Origin of the sequence: Acetobacter okinawensis (genome assembly GCF_002153655.1) — a bacterium.
Lineage (GTDB): Bacteria > Pseudomonadota > Alphaproteobacteria > Acetobacterales > Acetobacteraceae > Acetobacter > Acetobacter okinawensis_A.
On sequence record NZ_JOPJ01000006.1, the window covers coordinates 218454 to 233672 of the forward strand.

Genomic DNA, 15219 nt, shown 5'->3' on the forward strand with positions numbered 1-15219 from the left:
GGGCTGATCCACCTTAAAGATGGATCAGCCCCTTTGCAGGACAGGAGGCCTGTGGGTCAGGCGTTCCCTTTTTCCTTCAGCGCTTTGAGCACATCCGCCGGGCGAATGGGCAGGTGGCGCAGACGTACACCAACCGCGTTGAAAATGGCATTGCCTACAGCAGGGGCAATGGTGGTCACGCCCGGTTCGCCCAGACCCATGGGTTTTTCCGTGCTGGGCAGGAACTCCACATCCATCTCCGGCACATCGGCAATGCGCAGGGGGGTGTAGGTGTTCAGGTTGCGGTCGCGCACGTTGCCGTCCACAATTTCCGTGCCTTCAAACAGGGCCATGCTCAGCCCCCACAGTGCACCGCCTTCGGTCTGTGCGGCTGCACCATCGGGGTCGATAATGGTGCCTGCATCAAGCACCAGCCAGATTTTCTGGCAGGTCACAACGCCCGTCTTGCGGTCCACATGCACCTGCACGGCCCCTGCGGTCCATGTGGGCATGGCGCGTTCCTGCCCAAAGGTGGTGGCAATGCCTATGGCCGTATCGGCAGGCAGGGAGACCTTGCCGTACCCACATTTTTCCACCAGATGCCGCAGCACATTGGCCTGACGGCTGGCACCACCGACCGAGTTGGGGCTGCTGCCCGCATTGCGGCCTTTGCTGTCCAGCAGGCTCAGGCGGTAGTCCGCGGGGTCCAGTTTGCGCGCATGGGCAATTTCGTCCAGAAAACTTTCATGCGCCCATGGCGTCCAGCCGGAACTGACCGAGCGCAGCCAGCCGGGACGGAAGGTCTCGCTCGCCAGTTCGTTGTCCAGTGCCCGCACCCGCATGGGGCCGACATCGTACCAGTGGTCGGCACCGGCGATGGCAAACTGGTCATAGGGCTTGCCATCCACGCCTTTTTCCATGAACGCGCTGGCCATAACACGGGTTGGCCAGCCAGCGGAGGCATGGTGCTGCCACGCGGTAATTGCGCCGTCCTGGCCCAGTGCCGCACGGACCGTCTGCACGGATGGGGAGCGGATGGAGTCAAACAGCACATCGTCCGAGCGGGTCAGGATCAGCTTGACCGGTTTGCCGCCAATGGCCTTGGAAATAAGGGCCGCAGGCACTGCGTAGTCGCCGTTCAGGCGGCGGCCAAAGCCCCCACCCAGCAGGTAGCTGCGCATGACCACTTCGGATTCAGGGACCTGAAGAGCCTTGGCAATCACGGGCAGGAAGAGCGACTGCCACTGGTTGCCGCAATGGACCTCCCACTTGCCCTCGTGCTGGCGGGCCAGCGCGTTCATGGGTTCAAGCTGGTAATGCAGCACGGAGGAGCAGGTGTATGTCTGCTCCACCACCTTGGCAGCTTTGGCGAATGTCTCGTCCACGCCGGGGTCGTTGAACACGCACGAACCACCGGCCTTGTTGGCGATCTGCTTGCGGCCGTAGTCCAGAATGTCCTGCTCGGTTACATTGGCGGTCTTGCCCGGTGTCCACACGACCTTGAGCGCGTCTGTCGCACGGATGGCCGCAGGGTAGGAGGACGCCAGCACCGCAACCCAGCCCGGAACGGTGTCCGATGGGTCTTCGAGCACAATGTAGCGGATATAGCCTTTGACCTTTTTGGCCTCGCTGTCATCAACCGAGACAACTTTGGAGCCATAACGCGTGGGGGGCAGCTTGGGGCGGGCATACACCATGCCGTCCAGCTTGGCGTCAATGCCGTAAATGGCCGTGCCATCGGTTTTGGATGGAATATCCAGCGCCTTGACATCCTTGCCGATCAGCCGGTGCTCGGAGGCAGGCTTGAGCGGCAGTTTGGCCATTTCTTCTGGCGTGTAGGTTTTGGTCGGGTGTGCGCGACTGACAATATCGCCGTAGCTGATGGAGCGGTTCCCGGCGATTACCTTGCCATTGCGGGCAATACAGGCGGCGGGGGCAACGCCCAGCAGCTTGGCGCCCTGTTCCACCATGACCGTGCGTGCCGCAGCACCGGCCTGACGGAACTGGTCCCACGTCATCCACACGGACCATGACCCACCGGTCACCATCAGGCCCCATTTGGGGTCTGTATCCACGTAGGTAATGCGGACCTTGTCCCAGTCGGCTTCCATTTCATCCGCAATAATACGGGCAAGGGCCGTGCCAATGTGCTGGCCCATTTCCGCACGGATGATGTTGACGTTCACCCACCCATCGGGTGCGATGGAACACCAGATTGTAGGCTCAAACGCGCCTGCTTCCTTTAAAGCGGCGGGAGCGCTCTGGGGGTAAACCTGTGCAGCGCGGCCCTGACGGGCAAACCCGAACAGAAAGGCAGAGCCTGCGGCAGTCAGCAGAAAGCTGCGGCGTGAAGGCCCAAGACCTGCGGCACGGTCCTGCTGTGCGGCAATACGTTCAAGCTTACCCATGGGATGCCTCCTCCTTGCGCAGGGCGGCAGCTGCTTTTTTAATGGCTTTGCGAATGCGGACATAGGTCATGCAGCGGCACAGGCTGCCGCCCATAACGCCGTCAATTTCCTCATCCGTTGGGTCTGGGTAGTCCTTGAGAAGACTGACCGCCTGCATGATCTGGCCGGACTGGCAGTACCCGCACTGCGGAACCTGAATGTCCTTCCATGCTTCCTGCACGGCGTGCTTGCCGTTGGGGTCCAGCCCTTCAATCGTGGTGACGTCTGCCCCTTCCAGCGAACTGAGCGGGGTAATGCACGACCGGGTTGCCCGGCCACCAACCAGAACGGTGCAGGCACCACACTGGCCAACGCCACAGCCAAATTTTGTGCCCGTCAGATCAAGATCATCGCGCAGTGCCCACAGCAGGGGGGTGTCGTCTGGCACATCGACTGTCACGTCACGGCCATTGAGTTTGAATTTTACCATCTCGTGCTCCGTGGTCCGTGCTTAGTGCGATGAATTGACAGGAATGGTGGTAATGGTCTTGCGCACTGCGGCTGCTTTCTTTTCCAGATCAGTCCATGGCGGCAGGGTGGTGCGGGTGCGGCGCAGATACGCTGCAATCCGTGCCATATCCTGGTCGGACAGGGCATTGTAGAAGCTGGGCATGGCAACGCCGGTCTGCCCTTCTTCCGCCGTCAGACCATGCAGGATGACCTGATAGAGGTTGGTCGGCTCGTCCAGCCACAGCGCATTGTTCAGCGCCAGATCGGGGCGGCCAAGCACGGGGGAGGGGGCTGCGTTGTAATGGCAGGCCGCACATGCGCCCTGATAGAGTTTGGCGTCCGGGTCCACAGTGGGGCCGACCAGATCGATCTTGGACTGTTCCATGGCGCGGGCAAGGGCGGCCTTGTCGTGTTTTTCACGCTCGGCAGCGTGGTCCACATCGGCAAAGTAATGCGCAATCGCATGCACGTCCTCTTCCGGCACGGTGGAGAGGAAGCGGTGCGGAACGGGGGACATGGGGCCACCAGCCGGGCCATGCAACGGAGCCACGCCAAAGCGCAGGTACTGGAAGAGTTCGTCTTCGGTCCATGTGGTGGGGGTGGGGTTATGCTCGTTCAGCGGTGGGGCAATCCAGTTGTCCACCACGGCGCCATCATAAGGAGCACTCTTCTTTTCCGCCCCCATGAAGTCACGCGGGGTGTGGCAGGCGCCACAATGTGCATTACCTTCGGACAGGTAAGCGCCACGGTTCCACAATGCATCATGCCGTGGGTCGGGCTTGTACACACCGGGCGTGAAGTACAGCAGCTTCCACCCGGCCTGCAGCAGGCGCAGGCTGAGTGGGAAGGGCAGCTCGTTGGGGCGGCGCGTCATATGCACGGCGGGGCGTGTCATCAGGTAAGCGTAAAGATCAGACACGTCCTGATCGGTCATTTTGGTGAAATGATCGAACGGGAAGGCCGGAATCAGATGTACGCCCTTGCGCGAAACGCCAAGGTGCATGGCGCGCTGGAAGGCTTCTTCCGACCAGTTGCCAATGCCGGTTTCCGGGTCTGGTGTAATATTAGAGGAGTAGATGGCCCCGAACGGGGTATCCATCTTATAGTCCCCGGCCAGTTCCGGGCCGCCACCGTTGTCGGTGCGGGTATGGCATTCCGCGCAGTATCCTTCTGCTGCCACAATGCGGCCGCGTTCAATCTGCTCGGCGGAAAAGCTGCCACGATCGGGGGGCTCAACCGGTTCTATGGGTGGGTACCAGGCATAATAAAGAAAACCCAGCCCACCTATGGCGCCAATGGCGGCGGCTCCTGCTAATAGACGTTTGATCACTCTATCCCCACCTTATGTGTAAACGTCCCGTCTGGCGGGCAGATGGATCAAGTCTGCCCAACACAGCCAGAGGAACAGCATCTGCGGTCTGTCGTTGATTGGGGACCAGTCTTATCTGGATTTGCATCGCAGATAAACGCATAGATCCCGCGTTATTACACGGAAGCGTGTATATGATTTATATATATCGCAAGAATATTACAAAAAACGGCTTTTTCTGAGAATTATCTATATTTCACAAGATATAGATAGGCGGATATTTGCATGCACGTCATGCATTTTCTTCAAGGTGTGGGGATGTGCCGGGGCGTTCCGGTGAGCGTGTGGGGGTAAAGAATCCGACCGGTCGAAGAATCGGGCGCTGGCCGTGTTGCACATTTGTTGCAAGGTAAGGGTTGAAAGCAACGCACCTTTCTTTTAAGGAAGCGCATTCGCGCACGCGACCGGGCCTGTGGGGCATGCCTGGCCGTGCAGAAGCCGCTCAACCCTGTTTGGGGGCGGGCGGTTATGTCCAGCGTAGTTCAGGAGTAAAGAAATGCCCAAAATGAAGACCAAATCGTCGGTCAAAAAGCGGTTTAAAATCACCGCGACCGGCAAGGTGCTCTCCGGTCCGAGCGGCAAGCGTCACGGCATGATCAAGCGTACCCAGAAGATGAAGCGTTCCGCTCGCGGCACGCAGGTTCTTCAGCCGCAGGACGGCCGTACGGTTAAGCAGTGGGCCCCCTACGGGCTTTAAGGAGCATCTGAGATATGGCACGTGTCAAACGCGGTGTAACCACACTCGCACGCCACAAAAAAGTTCTGGAACTGTCCAAGGGTTACCGCGGCCGGTCTTCCACCAACTATCGTATTGCTCTGGAACGCGTGGAAAAGGCGCTCCAGTACGCATATCGTGACCGCCGCAACAAGAAGCGTGAATTCCGCGCTCTGTGGATCCAGCGTATTAACGCCGCCGTGCGTGAACACGGCCTGACCTACAGCCGTTTCATCAACGGTCTGGCCAAGGCAGGGATCGAGATCGACCGCAAGGTTCTGGCCGCCATCGCATTTGATGACGCAGCAACCTTTGCCGAAATCGTTAAAAAGGCACAGGCCGCTCTGGCTGCCTGATTGCCGTTTTTGGCTGATACGGTTTACAAGAAGGTCGTCCATTACCGGGCGGCCTTTTTGTTTTTGGGCGGATGGTTTTTGGCTCTGGGGGGTTTTCTCCCTTCGTGGAAGACTGTATCCGCCCGGTAGCATTTTTTCCTCAGCGCGGGGTTCCATGAGCGACGATCTAGAAACTCTTCGGCAGGACGTCCTGTCGGAACTGGCGGGTGCCACAGACCTGCGGGCATGGGATGCCGTGCGCGTTGGCACTCTGGGCAAATCCGGTCGGCTGACCGGCCTGCTCAAAGCACTGGGGAAAATGCAGCCCGATGAACGCAAGGCCCGTGGCGTTGCGCTCAACCGGCTGCGTGACGAGCTGACACAGGCTGTGGAAGCACGCGGGCGCGAGCTGGAAGCGGCGGCCCTGCAGGCCCGCCTGATTGCGGAACGGCTGGATGTTACCGCCCCCCCACCGGCGGAAGTTGCAGGCTATATCCACCCGATCAGCCGCACGATTGAGGAAATGACGGCCATTTTTGGCGTTATGGGTTTTCAGGTGGCAGAAGGGCCGGATATCGAGACCGACTGGCATAATTTTTCGGCTCTGAACACGCCCGACCACCACCCCGCCAGAACCGACCACGACACGTTTTACCTCCCGCCCTCTCCGGGGCTGGACGTGACCCGCGTACTGCGTACCCAGACCTCGGGCGTGCAGATCCGCACCATGCTTGGGCAAAAGCCCCCCATCCGTATTATTGCACCCGGCCGCACCTACCGCGCGGACCACGATGCAACGCACTCCCCCATGTTCCACCAGTGCGAAGGTCTGGTTGTGGGGCAGGGGATTACTCTTGGGCACCTCAAAGGCTGCCTGATCGAGTTCCTGCGTGCATTCTTTGGCAAGCCGTCCCTGCCGGTGCGCTTCCGCTCCTCCTACTTCCCGTTTACCGAACCCTCGCTGGAGGTGGATATCGGCTGGTCACGCAAAACGGGTGAGATCGGGGCAGGGGAAGACTGGCTGGAGGTGCTGGGGGCAGGCATGGTGCATGCGCGCGTTCTGGCCAACTGCGGTCTGGACCCGCGCGAGTGGCAGGGCTTTGCCTTTGGTATGGGGGTCGAGCGTCTGGCAATGCTGAAGAACGGCATTCCCGACCTGCGCTCGTTCTATGAAAGCGATATCCGCTGGCTGCGACATTACGGGGCAGACCCGCTCGCACCCGCACTGCTGCACGAAGGGGTGTGAGAGTATGAAGTTCACGCTGTCATGGCTGTATGACCATCTGGAAACACAGGCAACGCTGGCCGAAATCTGTGCAACGCTCAACCAGATCGGTCTGGAGGTGGAAAGTGTCGAGAACAAGGGCGCAGCTCTGGCACCTTTCCTGACGGCCCGCATTCTGGACGCGCAGCCCCACCCCAATGCGGACCGGCTACAGGTTTGCAGGGTTGATGCCGGGCCGGGCTTTTCGGACGTGCAGGTCGTGTGCGGTGCCCCCAATGCGCGCAAGGATCTGGCGGTCATTTTTGCACCACCGGGCGCTTATGTGCCGGGGCTGGATGTGACCATCAAGGCCGGTAAGGTGCGGGGCGAGCTGAGCGGGGGCATGCTGTGCTCCCTGCGTGAGCTTGGGCTGGGGGAAGAAACCAGCGGTATTGCCGAGCTGCCAGCCGATACACTCCCCGGCCAGTCCTACCCCGATTTTGCCGGGCTGGATGATGTGGTGATCGACATTGCCATTACCCCCAACCGGGGTGATGCGCTGGGTGTGCGTGGTATTGCGCGGGATCTGGCGGCTGCGGGCCTTGGCACATTGCGCCCATGGCTGGCCGAAACGGTGGAGGGGACGTTTGCCTCCCCCGTGGAGTGGGCCATTACCTACCCCGAAGCCTGCCCGTGGGTACTGGGGCGGACCATTCGCGGTGTTAAAAACGGTCCCAGCCCGGAATGGCTGCGCAACCGGCTGGAAAGTGTTGGCCTGCGCTCCATTTCCACGCTGGTCGATATTACCAACTACTTCTGCTTTGATCTGGGGCGCCCCCTGCATGTGTTTGATGCGGGCAAAATTGCAGGCGGCAAATTGACCCTGTGCCGTGGCGCGGGCGAGACCTTCCGCACGCTGGACGGGCAGGAATGCACGGTCACGGCCGAAGACTGCGTGATTGCGGACCAGAATGGTGTGCAGTCCCTTGCCGGGATTATGGGGGGGGAGGCAACAGGTGCCACCGAGAGCACGACCGATGTGTTCGTGGAGTGCGCTCTGTTTGACCCCGTGCGCGTGGCTTTGAGCAGCCGCAGGCTCGGCCTGTCGTCCGATTCCAGCTACCGCTTTGAGCGGGGCGTGGATCAGGCCCTGCCCGTGGCGGCTCTTGAGGCCGCAACCCGTATGATTATTGAGCTGTGTGGCGGTCGGGCCAGCGAAGTTGTCTCCGCCGGGCAGCAGCCTGCATGGCAGCGCACGGCAACCCTGCGCTTTAACCGTGTGCGTGACCTCGGCGGGCTTGACGTGCCTGCGGACGAGAGCGTGGCGCTGCTGGAAAAACTGGGTTTTGAGGTACGGGCACGTACCGCAGAACAGGTGGAATGTGCCGTGCCTGCATGGCGTAATGACGTGGCGCAGGCTCCTGTTCTGTCACAAGGTGCAAGCCTGCCAGCCGATGTGGCAGCGCAGGCGGCTCAGGGTGTTGCAACCATTGAGGCCGAGAGCGATCTGGTTGAGGAGGTTCTGCGGCTCAAAGGGCTGGATGCAGTACCTGCCGTGCCGCTGCCGCCCATTAGCGTGGTACCCGGTGCTTCCCTTACCCCTGCGCAGGGGCGGTTTGCGCTGGCACGCCGCGTGCTGGCCGCGCGTGGGTTAACGGAGACGGTGGGTTTTTCCTTTGTCTCACACGAGGAGGCCGTACATTTTGGCGGCGCGCCCGAAAGCCTGCGCCTGCTCAACCCCATTGCCTCCGATCTGGACCAGATGCGGCCGACACCACTGGTTAATCTGGTCGCGGCGATCCGGCACAACAGCGTGCGTGGCTGGGGTGATATCGGGTTGTTTGAAATTGGTCCGGCCTTTGCGGAGGCTGCACAGCAGACATTGGCCGCAGGTGTGCGCGCAGGCCACACGCAGCGTTACCCCGGCATGGCCAGCAATGCTGTCTCCCTTTGGGCCGCCAAGGCGGATGCGCTGGAACTGCTGCGCCAGTTTGGCGTCAACTCCGATGCCATAACAACCACGGCGGATGCACCAGCATGGTACCACCCCGGTCGTTCCGGCGTGTTGCGGCAGGGGCCCAAGAACATTCTGGCGTATTTTGGCGAGCTGCATCCTTCGGTGTTGCAGGCGGCCGATATTGATGTGCCGGTGGTGGCGTTTGAAGTGTTTGTGCAAAACGTACCGCAGCCCAAAAAGAAGAAGAAAAGCGCACCTGCTCTTTCTGCCTTCCAACCTGTGCGGCGTGATTTTGCGTTTGTGCTTGCGCAGGATATTCCGGTGGAAAGCGTGCTGCGTGCCGTGCGCGGGGCGGACCGCCAGCTTGTGAGCGATGTCAGCCTGTTTGACATATACACAGGCCCGCATGTGGCAGAAGGCATGCGCTCGGTCGGGGTGGAAGTCACCCTCCAGCCAACCGACAAAAGCCTGACAGATGCGGAGCTTGAGGCCGTGTCCGACCGTATTGTCGCGGCTGTTGGCAAGGCAACGGGCGGCGTTCTGCGCTAACAAGACACCGGCCGCATAAGGAGCAGATCATGGCCTGTTATTCCTCCGCTACCGCGCGTTCCCCGTTCAGGGCCGGGTTTGTTGCTCTGCTGCTGTGTGGTGGGCTGGCCTTGTCCGCCACGGCACGGGCGGAGGAGGTTACGGGGGCAGGCTCCAGCTTTGCCGCGCCCCTGTATCAGGCGTGGTCTGCGGCAGCGCCTGCTTCGGTGGATGTGCTGGTCAATTACCAGACCATAGGATCGGGTGCCGGGCAGAACCAGATTCTGGCAGGGACTGTAGATTTTGGGGCATCCGATGCCCCTATGGCTCCGGCACGGCTGAAGGCAGGCAACCTGCTTCAGGTACCAACAGCCATTGGCGGGGTGGTGATTACGGCCAATGTTCCCGGTATTGCCAGCGGGGATTTGCGCCTGAGCGGGCCTGTTCTGGCGGCAATTTATGCCGGGACCATTACGCAGTGGAATGATCCGCAGATTATGGCCCTTAACCCCGGCCTGCACCTGCCTGATCAGGTCATTGCGCCATTACACCGTGCGGATGGTTCTGGCACCACATATGTTTTTACAGACTACCTTGCCCATGTCTCGCCTGAATGGAAGGAGGGCGTGGGCAAAGGGACTTCGGTCGCATGGCCCGCCGGTGCCGGTACACGTGGTAACGACGGCATTGCCGCCTATGTGCGCAATACCGCAGGCAGCATTGGCTACCTTGAATATGCTTATGCCGAACGGAACCATCTGGCACTTGTGCAGATGCAGAACCACGCCGGGGTTTTTGTCAGCCCGACAGTGACGAGTTTTGCGCAGGCAGCGCAGGCCGCCCAGTGGGATGAGACTGACCTGACAGCCGCCCTGAGCGATGCGGCGGGGGCGCAGAGCTGGCCGATTATTACCACAACCTATGTGCTGTTCCCTGCTACGGCCACGTCCGATAACGAAGGCGCAGCGGTGCGGCGCTTTTTCCGGTGGGGTCTGGTGGAAGGGGCTGCTGTAACCAGTCAGCTTGATTATGTGCCGCTGCCGGAGCGGATCCGGGCGCTGGCGCTCAGGCGGCTGGGGGCGGAGTAGAGCGTTGGCGGGTTTATCCCGCGTTCATTCCACACTTGTCCTGTATTTCATCCACAGATTCTGTGGATAACACTGCCTGACCCCATTCAGTGCAACCAGACCTGTGAGAACAGGAGCTGGTTGACATCGGTGTAAAAAAAGTTCCGCATCCGGGCGGATGTCAGCACCACATTGTCTTTTTCAATCACCGGAGCGGCGGGTGCCTGTTCCATGACCAGCCTGTTGGCTTCCTGCCAGAGCAGGTTGCGCTGTATGGTGTTCAGGTCAGTATCGGTTTTGGCCCGGTCCATAACGGCTTGCGCCTGCGGGTTACAAAAACCCGGAATATTGATGGAACTATCGGAATGTGGATGAAAGTTTTCACACCCGAACAATGCATCCACAAAGTTGGAGGGGGACGGGTAATCCGCTGACCAGCTTGTCAGGGATATCTGCACATGGTTGTCCGTGTTCTGGATATACGCCAGATGCAGGCTGCTGCTTAGCGGGCGCAATGCGGCCTGGTACCCAAGGTTCTGGAGCATGTCGCGCACCCAGGTGCCCATGGCCATATCCGTGCTGGTGTTGGCGACAACCAGCGTGACCTTTTGCCCCATGGTACCACTTTCCTGCACAAGGCGGCGTGCGGTGGGCATGTCGGGGGCACTCCACCGGGGAGCGGGGGCGTGGGGTGAGGCCCCGCGCGTATAGGGGCATTGCGGCTCACCGCTGTCCACAATGGAGGGAATAAGGCCACACAGAGGGCGTGCAATGCCGGGGCCACCGTAAAGGATCACCATGGCCTTGCGGTTGAGCGCGTAGTTGACGGCCTGACGCACCCGTATGTCCGTAAAAGGGGGCTCATGCATGTTCATGGGCAAAAAGTAGAGCGAGGCATGGCGCATGACGTGCGTTTGCGCGGCAAAGCGGGCGCCGAGTTCCCCCAACCGGTCAAGGGGAATGGTGTCGGCCATCCAGTCATACTGGCCGTTTTCTACGGCTGTGACGGCGGCTTCTTCGGGTATGCCAAAGGTGTATTCAATCCGCTCGGGGTAAGCTGCGGGCTGTGCCTGTGGGTTCCAGACATGAAAAGCCGGATTGCGGTCAAGGGTTAGAAAGCTGTTGGGGTTGTAGGCCTCCAGCCTGTATGGGCCGGTGCCGGGCAGGGGCATGTTGCCGGTATCACGCGCAGGGGCGCTGGCTGGCAGGATAACGGCGTGCGTAAAGGCAAGTTTTTGCAGGAACTCCGCATCGGGGTGGGTCAGGTGGAAGGTTATGCGCCTGCTGGGGGCATCGGCCTCTATCCCGTGTTCCAGTGTGCATGTAGCCGGGGTGCGCAGGCAGGCATCGGCTCCTGCGATTGCGCCGTAAAAAGCCCCCGCCGTTGGAGCGCCAATACGAAAAAGCCGCTGGAAGGAGGCCACAACATCCGCCGTGGTGACGCGCTGCCCGTTGGAGAAGTAAATGTCAGGGCGCAGCGTAAAGCTGTAGGTCAGCCCGCCGTCCTGTGGGGTGGGCAGGGCTTCTGCCAGATCTGGCACAACGTCCTTGCCCGCCGGGCCTGTAACTTTGCGGAATGTGGTCAGCCCATCATACACATTGGCAAACAGGTTGATGTATTTGCCGGTGTAGTTGATCTGGGGGTCCAGCGTGCCGCCAGAGGATGTGGCAACCAGCCTGAGTGTGCCGCCAGCATGCTCGGGCTGTGGCAGGTCAGGGGGAATTGCTGGTGCGCAAAACGCAGGGCTGGCCAGCAGGCAGGCGAGCGTAAAGCCCCCCATTAAAGCATGAAGGACGCGCGCTTTAATGGCCTTCATTCTGGCCCATGGTCTGGGCAGGCTGTCCGGGCATGGGTTGTCCGGTCATCAGGGCAGAAAAACCCGAGTACATGGTGCACAGCACAATAACGCCCACCATCACGGCCCCTGCAACAATGGCAATGCGGACAACTTTTTCGGTCTTGTCTTTATCGGTCATATTGAAGGGCCTGAGGGTTGCTGTCGGGTTGCCGCTGGGCGTTATTGCGCGCGGTGGAGCCAGCCGGTGTTGCGGGTGGTCTGTACCAGTCGGGGGCGGCCTGCCCCATGTGCCGGTGTGGGCGGTAATAATGCGCATCTGGGTCTTCGGCGCAGGCGCAAAGGCCAGTCAGGACACATGCAAACAGGGCCAGGCGAAGCGGGGAGAGCGTCATCTGTTTCATGCTCATGAGCATACGCCTAATTTTTTCGGGCGCAAAGTCTTGCCCGGTGTGGTGCGCGCTCATGGCTGATGGGGGCTGCCGGTTTGGCAAATGCGGCAGGTATGCGGTGTGTGCATGTTCGTGTCTGGTGCTTGCGGGTGTGGCATGCTCGGCTCTGGCCTGTTACAAGCAGAGGCAGAAAGACGTATTTGCCATTTCCTTGCCTTATCATTGTGTTAGCAAGGGCAGAATCCGGCAGGTTTTGGAAAGAGAGGCATGGGTATGGCGGTAACGGGTCTGGCTGCGATACTACTTGTAATTGCGCTTCTTCTGGTTGTTGTCAGTGCCGTACAGCCCATTGCCCGCAAGCTTGAGCTGTCCGAGACGGTGCTGCTGGCCATTGTGGGGATTATTATTGGCTCTCTGGCCGATTTTGCCCTGCGGACCTCCTATGCGCCCGCCCTGAGTGGTATTGCCGAAACCCTGCTCGATTTTCCCATCAGCAGTGAGTCGTTCCTGCTGATTTTTCTGCCTGTTCTGGTTTTTCAGGGCGCGCTGGCCATTGATGTGCGCCGCCTTGCGCACGAGGCGGCAACTGTGTTGCTGCTGGCCGTGGTGGCGGTGGCTCTGTCCACCGCCCTGATCGGCTTTGCCCTGTTTCCTTTTGCGGGTATGCCGCTTGTTGTCTGTCTGCTGCTGGGCTCCATTGTGGCCACAACGGACCCGTCCGCCGTGGCGGGCATCTTCCGCGATATCGGGGCCTCCACCCGCCTGACCCGGCTGGTCGAAGGCGAGGCGCTGCTGAATGACGCGGCCGCCATTTCCATTTTTTCCATTCTGCTGCCCTCGGTAACACTGCACCGCGCCATCCACCCGGGGGATGCCGTGATCTCGTTCGTGGTCTCCTTTGCGAGCGCGCTGGTGGTCGGGGTACTGTGCGGGCGGCTTACGCTGGTTATGATGTCGGCCATTGGCAGTTCCGCTGCCGAAATTACGCTCAGTGTTGCGCTGCCCTATGTTGTGTACATCCTGTCAGATGAGTTTCTGGGTGTATCGGGCGTGGTGGCAACTGCGGCTGCGGGGCTGACGCTCTCTGTTTACGGGCCATCAACCGTGCGGCCCCAGACATGGCTGTTCCTTAACCAGTTGTGGCAGCAGTTGGTGTTCTGGGCGGGGTCTTTGGTGTTTGTGCTGGCGTCCATGCTGGTGCCACATCTACTGGTGGGCATGACCCGTTGGGACTGGGTTCTTATTCTGATTGCCAGCGTCGCAGGGCTTACAGCCCGTGCTGCCGTGGTGTTTGGTATGCTGCCGCTGCTGGCGTGGTCGCGCCTGTCGCCCCCCGTGCCCACGCCGTTTAAGGTGACAATGGTGTGGGGTGGGCTGCGCGGCGCCATTACGCTGGCCCTTGCGCTGGCCGTAACGGAAAACGAGCATGTAGCAACACCCATTGCCCATTTTGTAGGTATTATTGCCACAGGCTTTGTGCTGATAACCCTGCTTGTTAACGGCACCACCCTGCGCTCGCTTGTCCTGTTCCTCAAGCTGGATCAGCTTTCTCCCATTGATGAGGCTATGCGCCATCAGGTTCTGGGCATTGGTCTGGGCAATGTGCGCGAGCGTGCCAAAAAACTGGGGGGGGAACTGGGTTTTGGCGCGGATGCCACACGCCCGGTCATTGAGCAGATCGCACGCCGCGCGGTGGAGGAACAGGCCGCCAACGTGTTCGATCAGGCTCTGTCCGATACGCAGCGCGTTAATCTGGCGCTGATCACCATTGCCAGTCAGGAACGCTCCTTGCTGCTGGACCTGTTCCGCATGCAGGGCCTGTCACGCAGGGTGATGGAAACCCTGCTGCGCTCGTCCGAAGCGGCTATTGATGGCGCAAGGCTGGAAGGGCGTCTGGGCTATGTGCGCGCTTTGCGGCGCAGGCTCAGCCCGTCCTTCCGGTTTGATCTGGCCCAGTGGGTGCATAATTACCTGCGCTGGGACAGGCCGTTGATGCTGTGCATGGCTGAACGGTTTGAAATGCTGATGGTGGCGCATTTTATTTCCATTTCGCTCACCCGGTTCATGCGCGAGCGGCTTGAGCCCACGCTGGGCAGCCGTATTGGGGAAATTGTGGCCGAAGTGCTCTCACGCCAGCGCAAGCTGCTGGATGAGGCGCTGGAAACCCTGCGTCTGCATTACCACGGTTATGCCGAGGCACTGGAAAACCGTATTTTCCGCCAGATCGCCCTGCGGCTGGAAGGGGAGGAATACGATACCCTGCTCTCTGAATCCCTGATCAGTGATGAGCTTAACCGCGAACTGCTCAAGGAACTGGAGCGGCGCAGGCACCGCCTGAACAAGCGGCTGAGCTTTGACCTGCGTAGCGGGATTGAGGACAGAATTAAAAATGCCGCCGTCTTCCGTGGCTTGCCGGGGGCGGAACTGCATGACCTTGCGACCACCACATCCCTGCGCTTTGTTGCACCGCAGGAACTGCTGTGCCGCAAGGGGCAGAAGATGCGCTATGTCTACTTCATTAGCGCGGGGCTGGTGGAAGCGCATGTGGCAGGTGTGGATGAACTGTACGGGGCAGGGGATCTGCTTGGCGCGCAGGAGGCCCTGAACCGCTGGCGGTGTGTGGGCAATGTGCGCGCCGTGCAGTTCGGGCATTTTATGGCCATCAAGGCATCACGCTTCAAGCGTCTGGTTGATGACTACCCGGTTGTGCTGGAAAATATTGAGACCATCCTGCGTAAAAGGGAGGCCGGGGAACGCCCGACATCACTCCTGCCAAAACGCAAGATTGCGGCTATGGATGAGGATGGTCTGGCCGCCCGCGCCCTGCTGGCTCCGGAGCGGGAGGTACTGGCCCTTATGCCGCCAGACAGCCCACACCAGACGCATGCGCCTGATGCAGGCAGTGCCGGGCAGGGGGCATCTTTGGATAAAGATGCGGGCGTGGAGTAAGTATTCCACGCCTGCCCATGTGGCCTTTGCT

General features: G+C 60.4%; 12 protein-coding genes. 6 read left to right on the top strand and 6 right to left on the bottom strand.

Annotation, left to right across the window (positions count from 1 at the left end; all coding sequences use genetic code 11):
• Positions 1 to 56: 56 nt before the first annotated feature.
• Genes HK26_RS03780 through HK26_RS03790 form a run of 3 tightly spaced genes read right to left on the bottom strand, consistent with a single transcriptional unit; the run spans position 57 to position 4206 of the window.
• Positions 57 to 2387, bottom strand: a complete 2331-nt coding sequence (locus HK26_RS03780; RefSeq protein WP_086638526.1) for a xanthine dehydrogenase family protein molybdopterin-binding subunit — start codon at positions 2385 to 2387, stop codon at positions 57 to 59.
• Entirely contained in the window at positions 2380 to 2856 is a 477-nt protein-coding gene (locus HK26_RS03785) for a (2Fe-2S)-binding protein (RefSeq protein ID WP_025824926.1), read from the bottom strand. The genes HK26_RS03780 and HK26_RS03785 overlap by 8 nt, the downstream gene beginning before the upstream one ends.
• Positions 2857 to 2877: 21 nt before the next feature.
• Positions 2878 to 4206 (bottom strand): c-type cytochrome, encoded by a 1329-nt coding sequence (locus HK26_RS03790; RefSeq protein WP_086638527.1) that lies wholly within the window; start codon positions 4204 to 4206, stop codon positions 2878 to 2880.
• Positions 4207 to 4741: 535 nt separating this feature from the next.
• Here HK26_RS03790 and rpmI point away from each other — a divergent pair.
• The 5 genes from rpmI (at position 4742) to pstS (ending at position 10072) form a co-directional block, all read left to right on the top strand.
• Positions 4742 to 4942, top strand: coding sequence for a 50S ribosomal protein L35 (rpmI, locus tag HK26_RS03795; protein ID WP_086638528.1), 201 nt, complete (start codon positions 4742 to 4744; stop codon positions 4940 to 4942).
• A gap of 14 nt (positions 4943 to 4956) precedes the next feature.
• Positions 4957 to 5316, top strand: coding sequence for a 50S ribosomal protein L20 (rplT, locus tag HK26_RS03800; protein ID WP_025824929.1), 360 nt, complete (start codon positions 4957 to 4959; stop codon positions 5314 to 5316).
• A 154-nt stretch (positions 5317 to 5470) separates the two neighbouring features.
• Positions 5471 to 6541, top strand: coding sequence for a phenylalanine--tRNA ligase subunit alpha (pheS, locus tag HK26_RS03805; RefSeq protein ID WP_086638529.1), 1071 nt, complete (start codon positions 5471 to 5473; stop codon positions 6539 to 6541).
• Between the two features lie 4 nt (positions 6542 to 6545).
• Positions 6546 to 9005: a phenylalanine--tRNA ligase subunit beta gene (pheT, locus tag HK26_RS03810; RefSeq protein WP_086638530.1), complete on the top strand. Its 2460-nt coding sequence runs from the start codon at positions 6546 to 6548 to the stop codon at positions 9003 to 9005.
• 29 nt (positions 9006 to 9034) lie between these two features.
• Positions 9035 to 10072: a phosphate ABC transporter substrate-binding protein PstS gene (gene pstS / locus HK26_RS03815; protein ID WP_086638531.1), complete on the top strand. Its 1038-nt coding sequence runs from the start codon at positions 9035 to 9037 to the stop codon at positions 10070 to 10072.
• A gap of 86 nt (positions 10073 to 10158) precedes the next feature.
• Here the strand turns inward: pstS and HK26_RS03820 are convergent, their stop codons facing one another.
• From HK26_RS03820 to HK26_RS03825, 3 genes are read right to left on the bottom strand one after another with little or no spacing between them, the layout of a single operon-like run.
• Positions 10159 to 11868 carry an ABC transporter substrate-binding protein gene (locus HK26_RS03820; protein ID WP_086638532.1) on the bottom strand — a complete coding sequence of 570 codons (1710 nt, stop codon included), beginning with the start codon at positions 11866 to 11868 and terminating at the stop codon, positions 10159 to 10161.
• Positions 11855 to 12028: a hypothetical protein gene (locus HK26_RS13410; protein ID WP_180539301.1), complete on the bottom strand. Its 174-nt coding sequence runs from the start codon at positions 12026 to 12028 to the stop codon at positions 11855 to 11857. Before HK26_RS13410 ends, HK26_RS03820 begins: the two co-directional genes overlap by 14 nt.
• The gene (locus HK26_RS03825) at positions 12018 to 12257 is read right to left on the bottom strand and encodes a hypothetical protein (protein ID WP_143296284.1); all 240 of its coding nucleotides are present in this window, start codon (positions 12255 to 12257) and stop codon (positions 12018 to 12020) included. Before HK26_RS03825 ends, HK26_RS13410 begins: the two co-directional genes overlap by 11 nt.
• A 255-nt stretch (positions 12258 to 12512) precedes the next feature.
• On the opposite strand from HK26_RS03825, the gene HK26_RS03830 reads away from it, so the two are divergent.
• Positions 12513 to 15188, top strand: a complete 2676-nt coding sequence (locus HK26_RS03830) for a cation:proton antiporter (protein WP_086638728.1) — start codon at positions 12513 to 12515, stop codon at positions 15186 to 15188.
• Positions 15189 to 15219 lie beyond the last annotated feature (31 nt).

What these genes read in the sequence shown, in the direction of transcription:
- HK26_RS03780 (WP_086638526.1), bottom strand. Translation starts at nt 2,387, where the DNA reads ATGGGTAAGCTTGAACGTATTGCCGCACAGCAGGACCGTGCCGCAGGT.
- HK26_RS03785 (WP_025824926.1), bottom strand. Translation starts at nt 2,856, where the DNA reads ATGGTAAAATTCAAACTCAATGGCCGTGACGTGACAGTCGATGTGCCA.
- rpmI (WP_086638528.1), top strand. Translation starts at nt 4,742, where the DNA reads ATGCCCAAAATGAAGACCAAATCGTCGGTCAAAAAGCGGTTTAAAATC.
- rplT (WP_025824929.1), top strand. Translation starts at nt 4,957, where the DNA reads ATGGCACGTGTCAAACGCGGTGTAACCACACTCGCACGCCACAAAAAA.
- pheS (WP_086638529.1), top strand. Translation starts at nt 5,471, where the DNA reads ATGAGCGACGATCTAGAAACTCTTCGGCAGGACGTCCTGTCGGAACTG.
- pheT (WP_086638530.1), top strand. Translation starts at nt 6,546, where the DNA reads ATGAAGTTCACGCTGTCATGGCTGTATGACCATCTGGAAACACAGGCA.
- pstS (WP_086638531.1), top strand. Translation starts at nt 9,035, where the DNA reads ATGGCCTGTTATTCCTCCGCTACCGCGCGTTCCCCGTTCAGGGCCGGG.
- HK26_RS03820 (WP_086638532.1), bottom strand. Translation starts at nt 11,868, where the DNA reads ATGAAGGCCATTAAAGCGCGCGTCCTTCATGCTTTAATGGGGGGCTTT.
- HK26_RS13410 (WP_180539301.1), bottom strand. Translation starts at nt 12,028, where the DNA reads ATGACCGATAAAGACAAGACCGAAAAAGTTGTCCGCATTGCCATTGTT.
- HK26_RS03825 (WP_143296284.1), bottom strand. Translation starts at nt 12,257, where the DNA reads ATGAGCATGAAACAGATGACGCTCTCCCCGCTTCGCCTGGCCCTGTTT.
- HK26_RS03830 (WP_086638728.1), top strand. Translation starts at nt 12,513, where the DNA reads ATGGCGGTAACGGGTCTGGCTGCGATACTACTTGTAATTGCGCTTCTT.